The organism is Streptomyces sp. DvalAA-43 (assembly GCF_900091725.1).
Lineage (GTDB): Bacteria > Actinomycetota > Actinomycetes > Streptomycetales > Streptomycetaceae > Streptomyces > Streptomyces pulveraceus.
Window position 1 is genome coordinate 1 of record NZ_FMBW01000063.1, and the last position, 20,178, is coordinate 20,178.

At 74.0% G+C, this 20,178-nt stretch carries 11 protein-coding genes and 2 pseudogenes; 4 read left to right on the plus strand and 9 right to left on the minus strand.

Annotated features, from left to right (window positions below; translation table 11 throughout):
- The 3 genes and pseudogenes from GA0115234_RS24990 to GA0115234_RS25000 all read right to left on the minus strand — a co-directional run.
- Nucleotides 1-1,945 (minus strand): annotated as a pseudogene (locus tag GA0115234_RS24990) (hypothetical protein); the annotation flags it as partial.
- Between the two features lie 86 nt (nt 1,946-2,031).
- Nucleotides 2,032-6,183, minus strand: a complete 4,152-nt coding sequence (eccCa, locus tag GA0115234_RS24995; protein WP_093545718.1) for a type VII secretion protein EccCa — start codon at nt 6,181-6,183, stop codon at nt 2,032-2,034.
- A 131-nt stretch (nt 6,184-6,314) separates the two neighbouring features.
- Entirely contained in the window at nt 6,315-6,767 is a 453-nt protein-coding gene (locus GA0115234_RS25000) for a WXG100 family type VII secretion target (protein ID WP_093545721.1), read from the minus strand.
- A gap of 171 nt (nt 6,768-6,938) precedes the next feature.
- Here GA0115234_RS25000 and GA0115234_RS25005 point away from each other — a divergent pair, with 171 nt between their 5' ends.
- Nucleotides 6,939-7,568 carry a hypothetical protein gene (locus GA0115234_RS25005; protein WP_093545724.1) on the plus strand — a complete coding sequence of 210 codons (630 nt, stop codon included), beginning with the start codon at nt 6,939-6,941 and terminating at the stop codon, nt 7,566-7,568.
- Between the two features lie 151 nt (nt 7,569-7,719).
- Here GA0115234_RS25005 and GA0115234_RS25010 read toward each other — a convergent pair whose 3' ends face one another.
- The 5 genes from GA0115234_RS25010 to GA0115234_RS25030 form a co-directional block, all read right to left on the minus strand.
- Nucleotides 7,720-8,043 (minus strand): WXG100 family type VII secretion target, encoded by a 324-nt coding sequence (locus tag GA0115234_RS25010; RefSeq protein ID WP_093545727.1) that lies wholly within the window; start codon nt 8,041-8,043, stop codon nt 7,720-7,722.
- A gap of 90 nt (nt 8,044-8,133) precedes the next feature.
- Nucleotides 8,134-10,851, minus strand: coding sequence for a right-handed parallel beta-helix repeat-containing protein (locus GA0115234_RS25015; RefSeq protein WP_093545730.1), 2,718 nt, complete (start codon nt 10,849-10,851; stop codon nt 8,134-8,136).
- A 91-nt stretch (nt 10,852-10,942) separates the two neighbouring features.
- Nucleotides 10,943-12,289, minus strand: a complete 1,347-nt coding sequence (locus tag GA0115234_RS25020; protein ID WP_093545733.1) for an EsaB/YukD family protein — start codon at nt 12,287-12,289, stop codon at nt 10,943-10,945.
- An 81-nt stretch (nt 12,290-12,370) separates the two neighbouring features.
- Nucleotides 12,371-12,685: a WXG100 family type VII secretion target gene (locus GA0115234_RS25025; RefSeq protein WP_093545736.1), complete on the minus strand. Its 315-nt coding sequence runs from the start codon at nt 12,683-12,685 to the stop codon at nt 12,371-12,373.
- Nucleotides 12,686-12,767: 82 nt separating this feature from the next.
- The gene (locus tag GA0115234_RS25030; protein WP_164494471.1) at nt 12,768-13,133 is read right to left on the minus strand and encodes a WXG100 family type VII secretion target; all 366 of its coding nucleotides are present in this window, start codon (nt 13,131-13,133) and stop codon (nt 12,768-12,770) included.
- Nucleotides 13,134-13,555: 422 nt separating this feature from the next.
- Here GA0115234_RS25030 and GA0115234_RS25035 point away from each other — a divergent pair.
- Nucleotides 13,556-13,741: pseudogene (locus GA0115234_RS25035) on the plus strand (transposase); the annotation flags it as partial.
- Nucleotides 13,742-13,828: 87 nt separating this feature from the next.
- Here the strand turns inward: GA0115234_RS25035 and GA0115234_RS25040 are convergent.
- A complete protein-coding gene (locus tag GA0115234_RS25040) occupies nt 13,829-17,704 on the minus strand; it encodes a CHAT domain-containing protein (RefSeq protein ID WP_141718470.1) in 3,876 nt (1,291 codons plus the stop codon).
- Nucleotides 17,705-17,823: 119 nt separating this feature from the next.
- Between GA0115234_RS25040 and GA0115234_RS41500 the strand changes: the two genes are divergently transcribed.
- Nucleotides 17,824-18,192 carry a CATRA system-associated protein gene (locus tag GA0115234_RS41500; protein ID WP_141718471.1) on the plus strand — a complete coding sequence of 123 codons (369 nt, stop codon included), beginning with the start codon at nt 17,824-17,826 and terminating at the stop codon, nt 18,190-18,192.
- Nucleotides 18,182-19,687: a CATRA conflict system CASPASE/TPR repeat-associated protein gene (locus GA0115234_RS41505; protein ID WP_107405809.1), complete on the plus strand. Its 1,506-nt coding sequence runs from the start codon at nt 18,182-18,184 to the stop codon at nt 19,685-19,687. The genes GA0115234_RS41500 and GA0115234_RS41505 overlap by 11 nt, the downstream gene beginning before the upstream one ends.
- The last annotated feature ends 491 nt before the right edge of the window (nt 19,688-20,178 follow it).

Below are 20,178 nucleotides of genomic sequence, written 5' to 3' on the forward strand. Positions count from 1 at the left end.
GCCGGGCGCGGCGGGCTGCCGCGCCGGGTCGCCCGTGGTGGCGTGGTCGCCACCGGGACGCCCGGCGGGGGGCGGCGGCGACGTGATCCGTGCCGGACCCGGGCCGTACGCCACCGGTCACGCCCTCGGCCGGACTCCCGCTCGCGGGCGGCTTCTGCACGCCCTCGCCGCCGACCGCCTCGGAGCGCCCGCCCGCGGGCGGCCGTCCCGTCCCCCGGTTCCCGTCGCCGCCATGGCTCCCCGTGTCGGTGACACGCGAACCGGGCCCCTCGGACCGTTCCCCCACGGGGGGCGGCACGGAACCGCCCGTCTCCGTACGCCTTCCGCCGTCGCCGTGCGGAACGGGACCGCCCGCGTCCGTCCCCTCGGACCGCCCGGGCCCCGGCCGCGCGGGCGTGCCGGCCTGCGGTGTCTGGTCGGGAGCCTCGCCACGGGGAACCGGCGTGGACCGCGAACCCTGGTCCCGCACAGGCGGATTCGGCGCCGCCGATTCGCCACGCGGCCCCTGCGACTCCGCACGATCCCCGCCAGGACCCCCCGGAACCGGCCGACCCGGCGTCTCCGAACCACCCACCACATGCGGCTTCCCCGACTCCGGGGCGGGCGGCGGCACCGACCGCGAACCCTGGTCCCGTACAGGCGGGTTCGGCGCGGCCTCCGTACGCGGGCCCTCGCCCCGTACCGGCGGGTTGGGTGTCGCTGAGCCGGTGCGGGAACTCTCCCCGCGCGGGGGTGCGTCCGAACCGGCGCGATCGCCGCCGCCCTGCGTGCCCGGGACGGGCTTGCCGGGGATCTCACCCGCCGTGACGGTGTGGGGCTTTCCCGGCTGCGGGGCCGGGGTGGGCGGCGGGGCCGTACGAGAATCGTCGCCACTGGCGGGTCGGTCGGACGGTGTGGGGTGCGAGCCGCCCTGCGGGTTCGGCCTGCCGCTGAGCGGGACCGGGGCCCCGGTGGGGGTGTGGGTGCCGGAGCCCTCGCCGCGCGCCGGCTCCGGCGGCATACCGACGTCGCCCGGACGGCCGCCGGCCGGGCCACTGCTCGTGGGGTGGTTCTCCTTGGCGGAGACGCCGCCCGTGACGGGGGGCGCGCCCTCGCCCTTCCCCGGGCCGCCGGGGACAGGCACGGTGTGGTCGCCGCCGTGGCGGGTCTGGGCGGGCGGCGGCGTGAAGGTGTTCTTGCCGCCGCTGCCGCCGATGGGCGCGAACCCATCCGAGCCGCCCGGCTTCGTCACCGGCGGCGAGTGCGGCGGCGGGCTGCCCGCCTTCGGTACCCCGTCGGGCGTGATGCCCTTCGGGACGCCGTGGTAACCGCCGAGCCCTCCGGCGATGCCGCCGAAACCGCCGCCGATGCCGAGGGTCAGCGCCTCGGCGCCCCAGTCGATGTCGTAGTCCGTGTGCGCGATGGCCGCGCCCGCCGCGCCGATGCCGAGGTCGAAGGCGAGGCCCGAGGCGGAGCCGATGACGGCCCCGCCGATCGAGCCGACCACCGCGCTGCCGATGGGGCCGAGCCGCCCCACCATCGAGGCGATCACCGGGATGAGCCGGGCGATGAGCTGCCCGATCATGGCGAGCAGACCTTCGAGGAGCGGCCCGAGGTAGAAGAAGACGGCGCTGAGGATCGCGCCGAGGATGTCCGCCCACATCATGGCGTTGAGCTTCTTCGCGTACTCCTCCGCCGCCTCGTGGAGCTTGTCCGCGTACCGGTTGATCGACTGGCCGATGGTCCAGGCGGTCTCGATCGCGTCGTCGAGGTTCTTGGCGGCCGCGTCGGACCAGGCGAGACGGGCCGCGTTGCCCGCCGCGCCCTTCCACTCGATGCCCTCCACGTGCCCGTTGACGGCGACCCGGCGCTCGTGGAGCTCGTCTCCGAGCTGGATCCAGGCGTTGCCCAGGGCGTAGATGTCCTCAAGCTTGATGGTGTTGAGTACGGATTCCGCGGAAGCCATGGGAGCGCCCTCCTCGGGCGTACTGCTGGGGATCGGACGTCGGGGCGAGGACGGTCGCGGGGCCGGCGGCCCCGCGACCGGCGCGGTCAGCTGCGGGCGGCGACGGGTTCGTGGTGCGGCGGGCCGTCCTCCCGGGGGGCGGCGGCCGGGTCCCCGGCGGCCTCCTCCGGCAGGTCGCGCTCGTCGAGGGCGATCTGGACGACGGTGGGGCCCTGGCCCCGGCGGACGAGGAGACCGCGTCCCGGCTCGCCGCGCCGGGCGCGCTGCTCACCGATGAGGACGCCCTCGCGGTGGTCGCCGGAAAGCAGCAGCCCGCTCGTGCCGTTCTCCTTCAGCTTGCTCAGCAGCGGGTCGGAGAGGAGGGCACGCCCCGCGCCGCCGACCCTGCGGGCCAGGACGAGGTGGAAGCCAAGCTCCTCGGCCTGCGGGATGAACGGGGCGAGCGGGGCCAGCGGGCCCTGCCCCATGCCGCCGGTGGCGAGGTCGTAGTCGTCGGCGACGACGTACAGTTCGGGCCCCTGCCACCAGGTGCGCCCGGCCAGTTCGGTGGCCGTGACGTCCGGCGGGGGCATCCGGCTGCGCAGGGTCTCCACAAGGGCCTGGGCCTGTCCGGCGACGAGGTCGGCGTTGCCGCCGCGCGCGCCGATGTACTCGGGCGGGACGACGTCGAGGAGGCTGTGCCGGTAGTCGACCACCATGAAGCGGGCGTCGCGCGCGGAGTGGCGGGCGGCGAGGCCGCGCATCCAGGCGCGCAGGAAGGCGGTCTTGCCGGAGCCGGAGTCACCGAGGACCACGAAGTGCGGCTCGCCGGAGGTGAGATCGAGGCCGACGGGGGTGAGGTCGGACTCGCGCAGCCCGATGGGCACCTCGCGGCCGGTGAGGGCCGGGCCGTGGCCCTCCCAGTGCTCGGCGGGCGCGGGCACGGCGGCGGCGGCCAGTTCGCGGACGGTGACCCGCTGCGGCAGGACGCGCAGCGCCGGGGCCGAGGGCCGCTTCCAGCTCGCGGCGATCCGGGCGACGAGCTCGCGTTCCGCCTCCGCGAGTCCGTCCACGGAGTCGACGCCGTCGAGACGGGGCAGCGCGACGTGGTGGGTGAGGCCGGGCGGCAGGATGCCCCGGCCCGGGACGCTCTGGCCGAGCGCGCGGGCGGCCTGGCGGTTGATCTCGGACTCGGCGGGGTCGTTGAGGCGCAGTTCGAGGCGGCCGGGGATGCTGTCGCGCAGCCCGACACGGATCTCGGCCCAGCGGTTCGCGGTGAGCCACAGGTGGACGCCGACGCCGAGACCGCGCGCGGCGATGTCGGTGAGTGTGGCGGCGGCCTCATCCTCCGCGGCGTGCAGCGCGGCCCAGTTGTCGACCACGAGGACGACGTCGGCGGCCCGCACGCCCTCCGGCAGTTCGCCGCTCACGCGGCGGGCACGCAGGTCGGCGGCGGACTGGATGCGCAGGTCGCGGAACATCGTCTCGCGGGCGGTGACGATCCGGCCGACCTCGGCGAGCACCCGGCGTACGCGTTCCTCGTCGCGGCGTCCGGCGATGCCCGCGACGTGCGGGGCGTCGGCGAGCCCGTGGAGAGTGCCGCCGCCCATGTCGATCGCGTAGAACTGGAGTTCGTCGGGGGTGTGGGTGAGCATCGCGCTCAGCATCGCGGTGCGCAGGAAGGTGGACTTCCCGCTCTGCGGGGCGCCGACGAGGGCGAGGTGCCCCTGGCGGCCCGTGAGGTCGATGCCGATGGGGCGCTGTTCCTGGCGTGCCGGTACGTCGATGACACCGGCCGGGAACTTGAGGCTCCCCGGGAGCGGCCACAGCGGCCCGACGAGCCCGCGCTCCGGGTCCTCCTCGGGCTCACCGAGCAGCGGCAGCAGACCGAAGTGCGCGGGGAGCGGGGGCAGCCACACCTGGTGGCCGGGGGTGTCCTTGGTGAGCACGCGCTCGACGGCGAGGGCGAGTTCGGTCGTACCGCCCGTCCCGGTCCACTCCCAGGCGGGCTTCTCCTCCTCCTCGGGCGCGAGCGGCGCGAGTTCGCCGTGCACGGCGAAGGGCACCGGGGCGAGGGCCGCGGGGGACGCGTCGGGGTCGAAGCCCCGGTAGGGCGCGGAGACGTGGGCGACGCGGAAACGCTCGTACACCGTCTCGTCCACCTTGAGGTAGGCCGAGCCGGGGATGGCGGGCAGGCTGTAGGCGTCCGGAGTGCCGAGGACGGCCCGGGACTCGGCGGCGCTGAAGGTGCGCAGCCCGATCCGGTACGAGAGGTGGGACTCAAGGCCCCTCAGGCGCCCCTCCTCCAGGCGCTGGGTGGCGAGCAGCAGGTGCATACCGAGCGAGCGGCCCACGCGCCCGATCTGGACGAACAGGTCGATGAAGTCGGGTCGCTGGGAGAGGAGTTCACCGAACTCGTCGACGACGATCAGCAGGTACGGCAGCGGTTCGAGCGGCCTGCCCTCGGAGTCGGTGCCGCCCGCCGCCTGGCGCAGCTGGTACTCGCGCACCGAGTCGGCGTTCCCGGCCTCGCGCAGCATCCGCTGGCGGCGCTGCTGTTCGCCCTGGAGCGCCTGGCGCATCCGGTCCACGAGGGCGAGGTCGTCGGCGAGGTTGGTGATGAGACCGGAGACGTGCGGGAGTTCGGTGACCCCGGCGAAGGTCGCGCCGCCCTTGAAATCGACCAGGACGAAGGCGAGGTGTTCCGGGGAGTGCACCAGCGCGAGCCCCGTGACGAGGGTGCGCAGCAGTTCGCTCTTGCCGGAGCCGGTGGCGCCGACGACGAGGCCGTGCGGCCCGACACCGCCCTGCGCGGACTCCTTGACGTCCAGGACGAGGGGTTCGCCGGTGCCGGTGACGCCGATGGGGACGCTGAGCAGGTCCCGGTCGTCGGGGGCCCGGCGCCGGTCGGCCGGGTCGAAGGAGGCGATGTCGGGGATGCCGAGCATTCCGGAGAGGGAGACGTGCGCGGAGAGGACCTGCTCGCGCTCGCCGGAGAGCTGGAGCGGGGCGAGGGCGCGGGCGGCGGCCTCCAGGACGCCGGGGGCGATCTCGTCGGCGCTCGCCTTCTCGACGCTCGCGTGCAGGACCGGGTCCCGGCCCTGCAGGACGAGTCCGCCCCGCGCGTTCGTACGGGCGCGGACGTCGACGCGGCCCGGCTCCGAGCCTTCCTCGTCCACGAGGCACACGAGGTGCAGGCCGATCTCGGGTCCGGCCTCGGTGAGGAGTTCGTTGAGGAGCGCGGAGCGGGCCCAGACGGCCTCGGGCTCGTAGTCGTCGATGAAGACGACGAGGTGCCGTCGCGCGGCGGCACCGCGCTGGGTGAGCAGCCGGTTGCCGCGCTCGGCACGGGCCGTGACGGCCTGGTCGAGGACGGCGCGGAGGTGGTCGTTGAGTCCGGTGAGGTCGTCGGCGAGCATCGGCACGACCTCCTGCTCGCGCGCCCCGCCCTCCTGCTCGGCCGGTTGCGCGTGCGGCAGCCACTTCGCCCAGTCCCAGGCGGAGTGCCCGCCGGTGACGACGGCGACGCGTACGTCGTCGGGGGCGTGCAGCACGGAGAGTTGGAGCAGGAGTGCCTGGGCGAGTTCCCGGCCCCGGGCGCGGGGGCCGAGGAGGCTGACGACGCCGGAGTTGCCGAGGTCGAGCCAGGCGGCCTGGTCGTCGACGGCGGCGTGCTGGCCGACGAGTTCGACGGCGGCGTGGCGGCAGGCGGTGTCGAGCTCGACGGTCGGGTCGCTCTGCTCGGGCAGGCGCAGCGGCGCGGCGGGCGGCACGGTGCCGGTGCCGAGGCGCAGGCGGAGGAAGTCGTCGTCGCCGGGGCGGCGTTCCCACACCCGGCGGCGGCGCGTTGCCAGCGCCCACAGCCGGTCGGGGTGCGGGTGCCGCCAGGCGTCGGCGGCGCGCTGCTCGGCGCGCGAGTGCAGCGCCTGCTTGCGCATCCCCGACAGGTACTCCATGTACCGCTCGCGCTGGCGGAACTGGTTGCGGCGGCGGCTGCCGCGCAACTGCATCCGGACGCCGATGGTGATGCCGATGGAGACCACGACGAAGGCCATGCCGAGCAGGATCATCCAGGCCCGCCCGTAGGCGACCATGTAGGCCGCCATGCTGACGCTGGAGAGCAGCGGCAGCAGGAGCATGAGCCAGCCCGCCGCGCCCTGCGGCTGGGGTCGCTGGGGCGGGGCGGCGAGGGTCGTCCCGCCCTCCGGCACGGGGGGCGGCGTCATACGGACGGGGCGGTGGAAGGGGATTCGACTCACGGTGGCTGCCTAGCGGGCTGTCGGCGGACGGAGCGGGGCGCGGGCACGGGTGCGGCCCTGGCGGGGGCACGGGTGCGCGCGGGGGCGGACGCGGGGCCCCCGCGCGGTCGTGGGGGCGCGGGCGCCGCGGCTCAGTGGGGGAAGGTCATGGTGATCGCGGTCTTGTTGGTGTCGGTCTCCGCGCCGGGCGGGGTGTCCTTGGGGTCCTCCCCGTCCCCGCCGCCGGTCAGCGCGTCGTGGAACTTGCCGAAGGCGCCGGTGATGCCGTCCTCGGCGAGGCTGTAGTTGTGCTCGGCGGTCCCGACGCCGTCGGCGAGGGTGGGCAGGACGGCGGGCGTCGGGTCGTCCTTGAAGCCGAACAGCTCGCGCATCACGCGGTTCCACTCGTCCACGACGGCCTGGGCGTCGGCGGCTGCCTTGCCTTCCCAGCGCAGGCGCAGTCCGAAGATCCGGTCGCCGATGGCCTGGGTGGTCTCCGAGACCTCCTTGCTCAGGTCGAGGAGCCGCTTGGCCGAGGACGCCATCCCCTGGGGGGAGACGTCCAGGAGGGAGGTGTCGTAGTCGGTCTTGCCGTTGTCGGCCATGACGCACCTTTCCGGCGAAACCCGGTGCCCGGTACGGGACTTGTTCCCGTACTCGCCACCGCGTCCGCACTGACAATTCCGCACACAAGTGATAAACCTGGCAGAGTTCCCGGGGACCGGTCCCCGGCCGGCGTGCCACCGGGACGGTGCCGGACAGACGAGGGAGAGACCGTGAGCGGCCCGATAGATTCCAAGTACGACACGACGCCCCTGCCCGAGCCGGAGGAACCGGCCGACGGCAAGGACCCGGAGCCGAGTGCCGACAACGGAAAGGACCTCAGCGGCCTGGTCCCGGAGGACAAGGTCGCCTGGGACACCCCGCCCTCCTTCAATCTCGACCCGAAGGACGTCAACAGCAGCGGCTCCAATCCCCCCGAGCCGAAGCCGGGACCGCCCTCCGGAAACCTGCGCGTGGACCTCGCCTCGCTGCGCACGGCGGAGAAGTCCATGCTCGTCGAGGCGCGCGAGGCGGTCGCGAAGTACGAGGAGGTGCGCGCGCACGTCGCCTCGGTCAAGGACACCGTCTTCGGCCAGACCGCGAAGGACAAGGCCGACACCGGTGAGGGGCACACGAGCCTGGCCAGCGGCTACAAGCCGCCGCAAGAGGACTCGGACAACCCCTTCGCCCCGGCCGCCCGGGAGTTCGCCGCCGAGATGAACCCGGCGATGGAGCGCGCGCTGCTTCAGGTGGGCTCGGCGCTGGAGAAGTTCGGCGAGTACATCGCCCTGCTCAACCACTCCGGGCAGGTGTACGCGCACACCGACCGCGAGTCGCGCTTCCCGCCGCCGCCCGCCGGTTGAGCGGGGCGCGTGCCCGGCCCCGCCCCGCCCCGCGTGCCGCGCGGGGCGGCGGCGCGGCAAGGCGCCCGCTCGCGGCCGTACGGGCAGCGGCGCCCCGGGCGCGGCGAGCGCCCCGCGCGGCACGGCCGTACCGGCGGCGCGGTGCGAGCGCTCAGCCATGGGAGCCCTCGCCGTGCAGGTTCTTCTCGTTCTGTTCCTCGGCGGCGTGGTAGTTGTCGTAGCTGGTCTGCATCTTGACGATGATGTCGGCGAGGACCCGCTTCAGGTCGTGCTGGCACTTGTGGAACCAGGACTCGATCTCGTCGAAGGTCCCGTAGGCCGGGGTGTTCCAGTGCTCGCCGACGCCCTTCATGACGTGGTCGATCTCCTGCATGAGTTCGGTGACCAGCCCGGACGCCATGCGCACGTAGCCGAGCGTGTCCCTCAGTTCGGCGAGGTCCGCCTTGAACTCCTCGAACGTGATCTCCTCAGCCATCCGTGGCACACCTGCCTCTCCCCCGGTCCTCCGGGGTCTGCGGTCGCGGCGCGGCGTACGGGACGCGCGCGGGGGGAAGGGGCGCGCCGGTCACAGCGCGCCCTCGGGCGGGAGGTCGGCCGTCCGCAGCGTCGTGAGCAGGTCGGGCTCGGCGGCGGCCAGTCCGGCGGGGCTGAGATCGAGTTCCGCGACGCGCGCGGCGTGCCGCTCGGTCATCCGCTGGAAGACCTGCCGAGCGCTGCGCCCGTTGCCGAAGCGCTCGCCGCGCGGCAGGGTCTCGAAGTAGTCGTGCAACGCTTCCACGGTCTCGGGCGCGCAGGTGTACTCGTGCCGCGCGGCCTGGTACTGCACGATGCGCACCAGTTCGGGCGGGGAGTAGTCGTCGAAGTGGAGGGTGCGGGTGAAGCGCGAGGCGAGGCCCGCGTTGGAGCCGAGGAGCCGGTCCATCTCGCTCGGGTAGCCCGCGACGATGACGACGACCTCGTCCCTGTGGTCCTCCATGAGCTTGACGAGCGTCGCGACGGCCTCGGAGCCGAAGTCCGTCATCTGCCCCTGCGGGACGAGGGAGTACGCCTCGTCGATGAAGAGGACCCCGCCGAGGGCGCGCTTGAAGACGGCGGTCGTACGGGGCGCCGTGTGGCCCACGTACTCGCCGACGAGGTCGCCGCGGTCGGTCTCCACGAGGTGACCGCGGCTCAGCAGGCCGAGGGCGGCGAGGAAGCCGCCGTAGAGCCGGGCGACGGTGGTCTTGCCGGTACCGGCGTTCCCCGCGAAGACGAGGTGGCGGCTGAGCGGCGGCGGGGCGAGCCCGGCGTCCTGGCGCACCTTGACCATCCGCATGAGCCTGGTCAGCGTCAGCACCTCGCGCTTGACGCCGTCGAGCCCGACCAGGCGGTCGAGTTCGGCGTGGAGTCCGGCGAGTTCGGCCGCGGCCTCCTCGGGGTCGCGAGCGCCCTCCTCGTCCTCGCCCGGCCCGGTCCTCGCGGGGGCGCGGTGCGCGGGCACGGCCGTGAGGACGGCGCGCGCCTCGCCCGGCGACGCGAGCGAGGGCAGCAGCGGCTCCGCGACGTCCTCGACGTGGCAGTCCTCGGCGCGCACCTCGGCGCCCTCGGCGCGCAGCAGATCGGTCTCGGTGCCGGTGACGGCGCAGCGGCGCAGCAGGACGCGGGAGCGGGCGGCGGCGTAGACGGCGGGGAAGCGGCTGCCGGTGAGCCGGCAGTCCTCGTAGCGGCCCGCGCCGCCCACGTCGACGTAGAGCGCGTTCTTCGCCGCCCCCTCGACGGTGAGGCCGCGCACCTCGGCCTTGGCACCGGCGCGGACGACGACGCCGCTGCCGCCCGGGGCGGCCACGGTGCCGTCCTCGATCACGGCCGTGCTGTCCTCCTCGAGGAGCAGGCCCGCGCCGCCGCTGCCGGTGACGGTCACGTTCTCCAGCCGGGCACCGGTCCCCGGGCCGACCCTGACGCCCGTCTCGGCGCTGCCCTCGATCGCGCACCGCGCGAGCAGCGGGCGGTGGCTGGTGCGCAGCCGGACGCCGTCCCGGCCGCCGGAGACTCGGCAGTCGCGCAGGGCGGCGTCGCCGTCCTCGACCACCACCCCGGCGAGTTCGGCGCCGCTCACCTCGCAGCCCGTCGCGAGGAGTTCGGCGCGCGCGGTGACCCGCAGACCGTACTCGGGGGTGCCGGTGACGGTGCAGTCGCCGGCGCTCAGGCGTGCCGAGCCGCCCAGGTGGACGGCCGTGTAGGCGGTGTCGCGCACGGTGCAGCCGGTCAGTGCGAGGTCCGGCTCGCCCACCGCGTAGACGCCGTTGGCGCCGGTACGGGCGAAGGTGCAGTCCCGCGCGGTGACCTGCCCGGCGGCGCTCACGACGAGGGCGCTGTCGGCGCAGTCGACGGCCCGTACGGAGACGAGTTCGCCACCGGCCTCGCCCGTGACGAGCACGGCGGCGCCCTCGGTGTGGTGCACGTGGCAGCCGTGGAGGCGGACCGCGCTGCCGTCCTCCGCGAGGACCCCGGCACCGGCGGTGCGGAAGATCTCGCAGTCCCGCAGCCGCACCCCGTGGCCCGGGTCCCCGGCCTCGTGCGCGGCGCCCTCTGCCGCGGGGGCGCGACGGCCCGCCGTGCCGCGCGTCCACAGGCCCTGGCCGCCTGCCCCGTGGAGGCGGCACTCGTCGAGGCTCGCGGTGGCGTGGCCGCCGACGAGGACGGCCGACTCGCCGCTGGCGCGCACCTCGCAGCGGCTCAGGCGTACGTGCGCCCCGCCGCTCACCAGGACACCGTGCCCGGTGACTCCGTCGATCAGGGAGTCGGAGACCTCGGCCCGTGCCTCGTCCTCCACGCGCAGGCCCTCACCGGTGCACCCGGCGAGCGTCACGTCCTCCAGGACGGCGTGGCCGGTGCCGGTCAGGCGGACCGCCGCCGCCCCGGCGCGCCGCACGGTGCAGCCGCCGAGCCGGGCGGTCGTCGTCCCGGCGATCTCGACGCGCCCGCCGGTGATCTCGCAGTCGCGCAGCACCGGCTCGCCGCCGCGCAGCAGGACGACGGGGTCCCGGGGAACGTCGGATTCGAGGGCGAAGCCCCGCACCTCGGCGCGGCCCGCGTGCACGGTGAGGGCGGGCCCCCGGGCGGCGACGAGCCGCACGGTGCCCTTGGCGACGAGGCTGACGTCCTTGTCGAGCACCAGGCTCTCGGTGTAGGTACCGGCCTGGACGGTGATCACGGCGCCGGGCTTCGCCGCCCGTACCGCCGCCCCGATCGTGCGGTGGCCGCCCCAGCTCCCGGGCGCCACGCGCTCCGCGGCGAGCCTCACCGCGCCTGCCTCCGCCGGGCCCCCGTCCAGTGGCCGCCGGACGGGGCGGCTGACGGGGAAGGTACGGGAAAGCCGTGTCCCTGACGGCCCGTCACAGGCTGCTCCCGAGGTTGGCCAGCTTGTCGAAGAGGCCGAAGACCCCGGCGGCGAGCGGCACGCAGACGACCGCGAGGAAGGTCGCGAGGCCGCCCGGCCAGCTCGGGCGCTCCTGCTCGACGGGGCGCAGGGCCGCGCCGAAGGCGAGGAAGAGACCGCAGGCGAGCAGGACGAGCCCGGCGAGGAAGGCGGCCAGCGGCCCGGCCGTCCGCGAGTCGAGGGCGTACTCGGGGACGCGCACGGCGAGCGCCAGCAGTCCCACGACACCGGCCGCGAGCTGGGGGGCGACGGCGCTGAGCACCCGGACGGTCCCAGCGTGGAGAAGCAGGCCGAGGCTCACGCAAGCGGCGAGCGTGAGGCCGTAGACGTCGTCGTGTGCGGCGAGGACGAGCAGCGCGGCGGCCAGACCGGCGGCGGACACGGCGCTGAGCGTGGTCAGCAGCCGGTTGCCGCGGCGGACGATGTCCGCGACGTCGGTGGAGTCGATCACGGCGGCGCCGGTGTCCCGCCCCGAGGGGACGAGCACCGCGATCTGGCTGGTGACCCGGGGCAGGAGCCCGGCGAGCAGGAACAGCACCGTCGCGACCACGGCGGCGGAACCGGCGAGGCCGGCGTGCAGGACGGTCAGCGGGACCACGAACGCCGCGGCGACGAGCGTGAACAGCTGGAGCAGCACGGTGGCGGCCGAGGGCAGCGCGAGGAGCCCGGCGAGCGCGCCGATCACGGCCGTACCCGCGACGAGCACGGGTGTCGCGACGGGCCCGTGCACCGGGGCGCCGAGCCCCGCGCAGGCCATCAACGGGCAGGCGGCGAGCGCGACGAGCCGCCGCACGGCGAGCGGCAGCGGCCAGTTCTTGCGGGTGGCGTACCAGGCGAGGAGCGCGCTGCCCAGCGCCGCGACCGCGACGAGGGCGGCGGAGGCGCCGGAGAGCCGGTACGCGCCGAGCCACACCGCCGAGGCGAACATGACGAACAGCCCGGCGAGCACGACGCTCTGGGCACGGCGGCGGGCGCTCCACAGCGAGCCGTCCCCCCGGGCCTCCGCGACCTGCTCGTCGAGGTCGGTGACGCTCAACTCCTCGCTTTCGGAGGCGCGCTGGTCGCGCAGGTAGAGCACGGCGCCGTCGAGGATGCCCGCCGCCGCCAGTGAGACGCCAGGGGCGAGGGGCAGACCGCCCGACTCGGCGAGCGACCAGACCGGAGCCAGGTTCTCGGGCTCGGGCTGGCCGCACAGGGTGGCGAGCCGGGGGGTGTACTCGGCGATGGGGGCCTGCGCGGGAAGCGCGAGGTCGACGCGCCTGCGCTCGCCGACCACGGTAACCCGGCAGCGTTCATCGGGCACGGACGTTTCCTTCGGTGTGGGGCGTACGAGGCCGCCTCGGTGTGGGCGTACGAGGCCACCGGCCCGCGGGCCGCGGTGGGTTCAGTGCCGCCAGGTCGACATGTTCGACCACTCGGCGTCACTGTAGTTGTTCCAGTTGACATGCATGGCCTGCGCGATGCGGCCGAGCACGCCGTCGGGCCCGAAGAGGCCGTCGGCGGCCAGGTCCCACTCGTTCTGGAGATCCTGGTAGTACGTCGCGGCCTGGCTCTCGCGCCAGGCGTCGGCGAGCGGCGCGAGCTGCGACTTGAGCGCCTGGAGTTCACCGGAGATCTCCCCGGCCCTGGCGTTGAGCGTGCCGCCCGCGGCGGCGAGTCCCTCACCGACGTAGATCGGTGTGCCGTCGATATCGGCCATGGCTCCTCCTCGGATGCGCCCGGCCCGGTGGCCGCGCGCGGACCGCCGGGGGCGGTGTGCGCGAACCGGCCGGGGCGGCGAATCAGTTGAAGTTGGTCCCTGACGGGATCTTCGGCACGTCCTGGCCGAGCGCGGCGAGGTTGTTGAGGTTCTGCTGCTCGGATTCCTTGTAGTTCACGTAGTTGCCCTGGAGGCCCTTGGAGATGCCCTCCAGCGCGTCGTGGAGCATCCGCGCGTAGACGTCGTACTCGGCCATGAGGGTCTGGAACTGGGTGTGGGCGATGCCCTGCCAGCTCGCCTCCAGGCTCGTCACGTACGCCTTGAGTTCCGCGAGTTGCCCCGCGATCTCGGTCGCGGTGCGGGCCGTGTTACTGGAGGCGTTGGCCAAGTACTCGGGAGTCACCCGGTACGTGACGCCGCCGACGCTCACAGCGGGCTGTTCAGCCATGGGAATCCGCCCTTCTCGCCTGCCACCTGATGTAGTCAAACATCGCACAGGCCCCCTCCGCCCCTGGTGGACGCCACTGAGCAGCCCCTGGACAAGCCCTGAGCACACGCGGCACACGCGCGCCACCGCGTGCCCCGAGCGGAGGTGGGGGGGACGGACGGGCCCGATCGGCTCACCCGCCCCCGGGGCCGCGCCTCACACCGCCCTCTGCGCTTCCCTCTCCGCTATCTCCCCCACGAGCGCGAGTTGTCTGCGCTGGGCGCGTGTGGAGAGCTCCGTGAGCCGTTGCGGGCCGCGAGGACAGGCTTCAGGCGGGCGGACATCCGGGCCGACCCGCAACTCGTCCCCCACTGCCAGGACCAGATGGTGCGGTCTGAGCCGGGGCCGGTGAACCCGAGCACCACCCGGCGGTTTCCCGGCGTCTCACGATGCGCCGGATCGTCGACCTCTACCCGGGCGAGGCCAGGACCGACGTCCGCGACGCGTTCGTCATCGCGGACGCCGCCCGCGCGATGCCCCGTGGCCTGCGGGCGATCGAACTCGACGACGGGACGGTCGCCGAGCCGGAGGTGATCGTGCGGTTCGACGACGACCTCGCGGGCGGAGCCGGGGATGATGACCGCCCGGCGAAATCGTCCCGCACGAGCACTCGGTCCCCATCGGCTACGAAGAAATGCAACGGGCAGGAATGGGGGTCAGGGGCCGGTGTGGATGTACGGCGCCCAGAGCACCGGGGACTCCGGGCGGGCGGCGCGGAGCCGGAGGACTGCGGTGCGCAGGGCCGCGGCGGCGGGCAGTCGGCAGTCGCCGGGGGACGGTTCGTGGCGGAGCGCGCGGTAGAAGTCCCGTGCTATCTGCGGGGCGCGCAGGTCGCTGATGGGCCACTGGGTCGCGATCACATGGCTGAAGCCGGCGATGTTGAGTCCCCCGGCCAGGTGGGCGAATTCATCGGCCAGACCAGTGATGCCGCGGGCCGTCTCGCATGCGGAGAGGAAGGCGAGTTCGGCGCCGGAGAGCCGGAGTGCGGTCACATCGCGCAGACTGATCGATGCGTCCGTGCAGTGCAGTGCGCCACCGGCGAGCGAGTACTGCGAACCGTGGCCGGCGAAATGAAGCCGGCTGTGGCACTGGAGCTGTTCGAGGACCGACGCACGGGTGGCCAGGGGGCCGACCAACGCGGTCATGGTGGGGAACTCTTCGCGCAGCGAACCGACTTCCGGCACCGCGTGACGCAGCGCCGTCATGCCCGGGGCACTCGGCACGGCGACCCCGAGCACTCTTCCGACGCCGGAGGCCGGTCGGTCCCGCGCGGCCACGAGGGCGCGCAGGGTCGGGGCGTACGAGCAGACGGCACGGTCGAGAAGGCCGGAGGCGTCCGGGGCGGGGCCGCCCCCGGCGGGCGGGTATGCGCCTGCGGCGTGGAGCGGGAGCAGGGTGAGCGCACCGGTCGGACACCACCACAGGCGAGGTTCCCGTCCCTGCTCCGGGTGCGCCGGCCAGTCGAGTGCGGTAAGGACCGGCTCGGCGATGTCGGTCCAGAGCCACGCGAGAAGTGATCCCAGAACCTCGTTCTGCTCCTGCGCGGTGGTGTCCGCGTCGCTGCTGAAGACCTTGATCAGTTCCCGGGCCCGGCTGTCGACCACCTCGCGCGTGATCCTCTCCAGCGGGACGAGTCGGGGCGGCGCGTCGTCCTCGGCGGTCACGATCAGGGCGTCGCAGCGGTGCCGTCCGACGTTGACGATCACGACCGGGCCGTCGCACGCGGCCTCCCGCAGACGTTGGTACGGGGGCGGCAGCAGGAAATCCGGGATCAGCGCCCTGGCCCGTACCAGCAGACGGTCCCATTCGGCGGCGGCTTCGCGTCTTCCCTGCGCCTCCGATGCTGGCGCGGCTGCCGGGGCCTCCCGTACGTCGGTGGTCGTGCCCGCCCGGTCGAGCAGATGCCGGACCTCCTCCATGCGGTCGGCGAGGTCGGTGTCCCGTTCCCGGAGTTCGTCGAGTTCGGTGCGGGCGTCGAGGGCCTGTGCCAGCAGGACGCCACGCCCCAGTTCCAGTAGTTCCACCGCGGAGACGAGGTCGCCCTGCTCGATGGCGACGGCCGCGGCGTCCGGGGCGAGGCCATTGGCATCCGCCAGGAACTGGGCCCTGTCGTCCCGGTCCAGACCGTGCCAGGCTGCCTGGGGCAGCAGTTCGACGGCGTATCCGTAGCCCTGGCGGGCTTCGGTCCACCGCCGGTCCGCCGCGGCGAGTTCGCCCCAGCGCAGGGCTGCCCCCAGCCGTACCCACATCGGTCCGGTGAGAAGCCGTGCGGCCTCGCGGAAGGCGTCCATCGCCTCGGCCGACAGTCCCGCCTCGCGAAGCGTGTACCCGAGGTCGAGCAGGCACCCGGCTCTGCTCGCGTGGTCGGTGGGGCAGCGCGCGACCGCGTGGCGGCCCAGGTCCAGCGCCTCGCGCAGGTCGTGTTCCCGGCCGGGGTGCCGGGACCGGCGGCGGAGCATCCCGGTCAGGTTCGACAGGAACTTCACCTGGTCGGGATGGTCGTCCGGGGCAGCCTCCGACGCCTCCCTCATGGCCCGGATCGCGGTGTTCAGGTCCTCCTCGTTCCCCACTTCGTCGAAGCGATTCAGCAGGGCGATACCGAGGTTGGACACGTTCATCGCCCGCCGGTGCGAACCGGGCAGGGTCGCGGCGACCGCGAGCCGTGCGGCCTCGACGGCCCGGTCCAGGTCACCGGGTCGTCCGCGGTGCCGGTGGGCACTCAGCAGTGCCAGGCCCAGATTGGCCAGATACCGGTCCTGGAGGGGGTGGCCGGGCGGGACGGTCCGCACCGCCTCGTCGCAGGCGTCCACAGCGGCCGCCAGGTCGGTGCCGTCCCCGGTGTGCTCGAACCGGGCCTGCAGGGCGAATCCGAGTCCGTTGAGGCACGCGGCCCGGAGTGCCGCGTGGTCTCCGCTCATCCGCACGGCCTCGCGCTTGGCGTCCACCGCGGCCCGCAGATCCTCGAAGCCGCCGCGATGCTCGTACCTCGCCTGCAGAGTGCTGCCCAGACCGCTCAGCGCGACAGCTCTCTCCCGGCCCTCGGCGGGCGTGCCCGCCACGCACGCCGCGGCGGCGTCGACGGCGCTGTCGAAATCCGTCCGATCGCCCGTGTGCAGGGCACGCACCCGCAGAACGGTACTCATCGCATGCAGGACGAGCGGGCGGTGGGAGCTCCCGGCGGGCGCGCGCCGCTCGGCCCGGAGGCCGGCCGTCACCGCCTCGTCCAGGTCTCCACGGTCCCCGAAGTCCTCGAAACGGCGGCACAGCAGCTCGCCGAGCGTCGCCAGGGCGAGGCTGCCCTCCGCACCGTCGCCGCTCAGCGCCGCGCCCCGCCGCACGGCCTCGATCGCCTCGTCCAGATCCGTGACGCTCGCGGTGTGGTCGTCGTAGAGCGTGTGGAGGCTCGGCCCGAGAAGCAGTAGGGCCTCCGTCTCCTCGTCCGTGCCGGACGGTTCGCGGACGGCGGAGCGGAGGAGGTCGAGGGCGGCTCGGACGTCGCGTACGTCACCGGTCCGGTGGTGGCGCAGGACGAGGCACAGGGCGAGCTCCACACGCACCGATACCTCCTGGCCGATCCCGGAGGACCCCGTAAGAAGCCGCTCGTACAGGGCCCTCGCCTCGTCCAAGTCCGCCAGTTCCAGGGTGGGTTCGGCGCGGAACAGCAGACTCTGGGCGAGTAGCAGCCAGCAGCTTCCGAGCTCCGGGTCGCCGGGGGTGCCCAGTTCGACGGCCCGGCGTGCCGCCCGGACCGTGTCGTCCACGTCATCCGCGGGGACGGCGTCCCCGGAGCGTCGCCGCAACCGCAGCCTGATCAGCAGCGCCCTGGCCAGTCCCGCCCAGGCCAAGGGGTGGCGGGGTTCCTCCGGTCGGGTCAGGCCGATCACACGGCGGGCAGCCTCGATCGACAGGTCGAGATCGCCGGGGTCGTGTGTCCTTCCGTAACCCACCCTCGCGAGCTCGCTGAGATGGAAGTGGGTCACCTGAGCCTGTGGGTGTCCCGGCGGCATGGCCGCGGCGGCTTCGCGTGTCGCGGCGAACGCCTCCGCGTGGTGCGCGTCCGACCCGGTGTGGTCGAAGCGGTTCAGGAGCATCTGGGCGAGGTTGTCGAGGCGGCTGGGGCGCCGCTCCGAATCAAGGGCGGTGAGGGCGACGCTGCGCCGGGCCGCGGCGATCGCCTGCTCCACATCGGGCAGGTGGCCCGCGCCCCCGAACCGCTCCCAGAGAACAAGGCCCAGGTTGGACAACTGCTCGTCCAGGTAGGGGTGGTTCTGCTCCTCGCCCTCCCGTACCGCCTCGGTGCTGGCCTCCACGGCGCGGTCGAGCCATTTCCGGTCGCCGGTGAGCCGGGCCCAGCCGCGCAGCGCCCGGCCGAACTCGGTGAGGACCGGGGGCCGGAGGGCCGATCCGCGCGGTACGACCTCTCTGAGCGTCGACCACATCCGCAGCGAGGTCCGCAATGCTTCGGGGTCCTGGCGCTCCTGCCAACTGCGGTAGCTCTCGGAGCCGGCCTCGACCATCTGACGTATCGTCATGGGAACGTCCGCCGAGCCCGTCATGAACGCTTGCCCCCACTGGTGGATGAGTGCGCGATCGGCCGTAACCTCCTTATGATGACATGCTGTTGAGGTTCGGAAGAATGGTTGGGGGTTGTGTGACCGGCTGGCCGGACGCCTGTGAAGAAGTGGACCCGCTACTGGCCGCCGTGGGCGCGATCGAGTCGGCGAGTCCCCGCGTCTGGGCTCGGGTGGGCCTGGCGCTCGACGAGGTGGACACCGCCCTGGACGGCGGGGACGCCGCAGCCCTGCGACGCGCGTTGCACGCGTTGGAGGACTCCCTGCCGTCGGGGCGCATGCGGATGCTCGGCGGGGCAGGTGCTCCGGTCCCGCCACCGGCCGGGCTCGCCGACCGGGTCGAACGGCTCGTGAACCGTATCCGGGGAGCTGTCGCGGACGACGAGGACGCCTCGGTTCCGGTGGACTCCACCGAGTCGGCGGGCGGCCCGGACGACCGTGCCACGTAGCCGCTTCGAGGGCCGCGCCCTGATCGTCCACACCTTCGTTCCGCTGGCCGCGGCGGTACGGGACGAGGTGGGCGGGGAGCTTTCCGTGCGCCGGTTGTGGGAGCGGCTGGGTGACCGGTTGGGCGTGACCGATCCGGTCTCCGGCTTCGGCCCCGCCGAACTGCCCGCCCTGGCGCCGCCGACCGCGGCGGGCAGCGCCGCCGGCCACGCGTTGCTCGCGGCGGGCCAGTGCACGGGGCCGTCGCCCGCGCAGGCCTTCGCGTACCGCCGTGGCGATGCCATCGGCATCACGGTCGTGCTGTTCCCGGGCCCTGGCGTCTCCTGGGGGGATCTGTGCCGCCGCTGGGAAGGGGTGGCGCCGTTGCCCGAACGGCTGGGTTCCTCGACCACGTACGTCCACCGCGTGCTCGTCAGTGGGCGGACGCCGCCCGGCGCAGGACGGCTGGACCGTCTGCTCACCTCGGTGCCGGCGGCCGGGGTGTCGGCACCGCCGGAGGGGAATTGGCGGCGGTCGCCCGACGGATACCTGGTTCGGCTCGCGCGCTCCGCAGGTCCGGGAGCGGTCAGTACGGCCGTGGTCGTGGGGCCCGCATCGCGCGAGGCGGACTTCGACGCCTGGCTGTGGCACATCGGTCCGTCGGGTGCTGTCGCGCCCTTCCTCCGCTGTCTGGAGGGGGCGGCGCGGCTGCGGCACCACGCGTCCGTGCACCGCGCGCACCAACCGGCTCTCCACTCCCTGTGTCGGCGTCTCTCGGCCGCTTCGGAACGGTTGGCCGGGCTGTGCGGCCAGGTGCTGGCCGCCGGTTCCGGGCCGGACGAACTGATCGCCGCGGATGCGTCCATCGCCGCCCTGTACGTCGGCGACCAAGGGCTCAACCAATCGCTGAGAGACCTTCGCGACATGCGCCAGTCGGTGCGGATCACCTTGGACTCCCTGGCGGAGCTGCTGCCGTCCGCCGCGGGAGCGGGCGCCGACCCGGACCAGATCCTGGGGCGCTCGCTCCTCGCCCTGATCGACGACGACATCGCTCATGCCGAATCCGTCAAGCGCGAGGCAGACGAGATCTCCCGGACGACCGAGTCGATCGTGCGGCAGCGACTGGCGCTCCTCCAACAACGCACGACCGTCGTTCAGGGGGCGGTACTCGGGTCGCTGCTGACGGCGCTGGCCGCGGTGCAGACCCTCTCCTACGAACTGCCGTTGCCGGGTTCGCTGCACGCGCCGTTGATCACCTGGCTGTCCGTGCTCGCGCTGCTGCTGCCCGTTCAGTTGATGCGCTGGCGGCGGGCGGACGGAAGGGCCCGCCGGCCCGCCCGGTTCGACCGCCTGTCTGTCCTGTGCATGGGCGCGACGACGGGCTGGCTCGGCGCCTCGGTGTCCTCCGTCACTGCTCTGCACGTTCCGGCGCGTCCGGTGGTGAGCGCGGGCTGCGCGGTGGTCTGCGCACTCGGCTCCGTGCTGGCGGACCGGCGCTGGGTGTCGCGCGCCGTCTGAGAGCCGCGCCGAGGAGACTCCCGAGGCCACCCGTGCGGGAGCGTGGACCCTGCGCCAGCGGTGAAGACGGTGCGCAGCAGGGCCTTGTGGACGGCCCGCGGTCTTTGAGGCGGCGGGCCGTCCGCGGGGCCGCGGTCTTTGAGGCGGCGGAGGTTCCGGAGGCTGCTCCGGTGGCGAGCAGTGCGCCGAGGGCGTCGGCTGCGTCGGCTTTTATAGCGGCGCTGGAGCGCAGGACGTGCATGGGTGTGCCTCCTGCATGAAATGGGAGCGTTCCACGGCAGGAGGGGGCGCTCGGGAATCCCAGCGTCCTTTCCTTTCAGACACGCCGATCTCCGGCCGGGCGTCGGATGCGTTCGCGTATCCGGCCAAGTCGGTTCGGCCGGAACGAAGGTCGCGGACCGGTCAGGCGCTTCGGCCGGAACGCGTTCCGCGAGAGCCAGGTGGGGCAGTTGGTCTGACACGTGCGCCCCGGGGCGGCGGCTCCGCCGCGG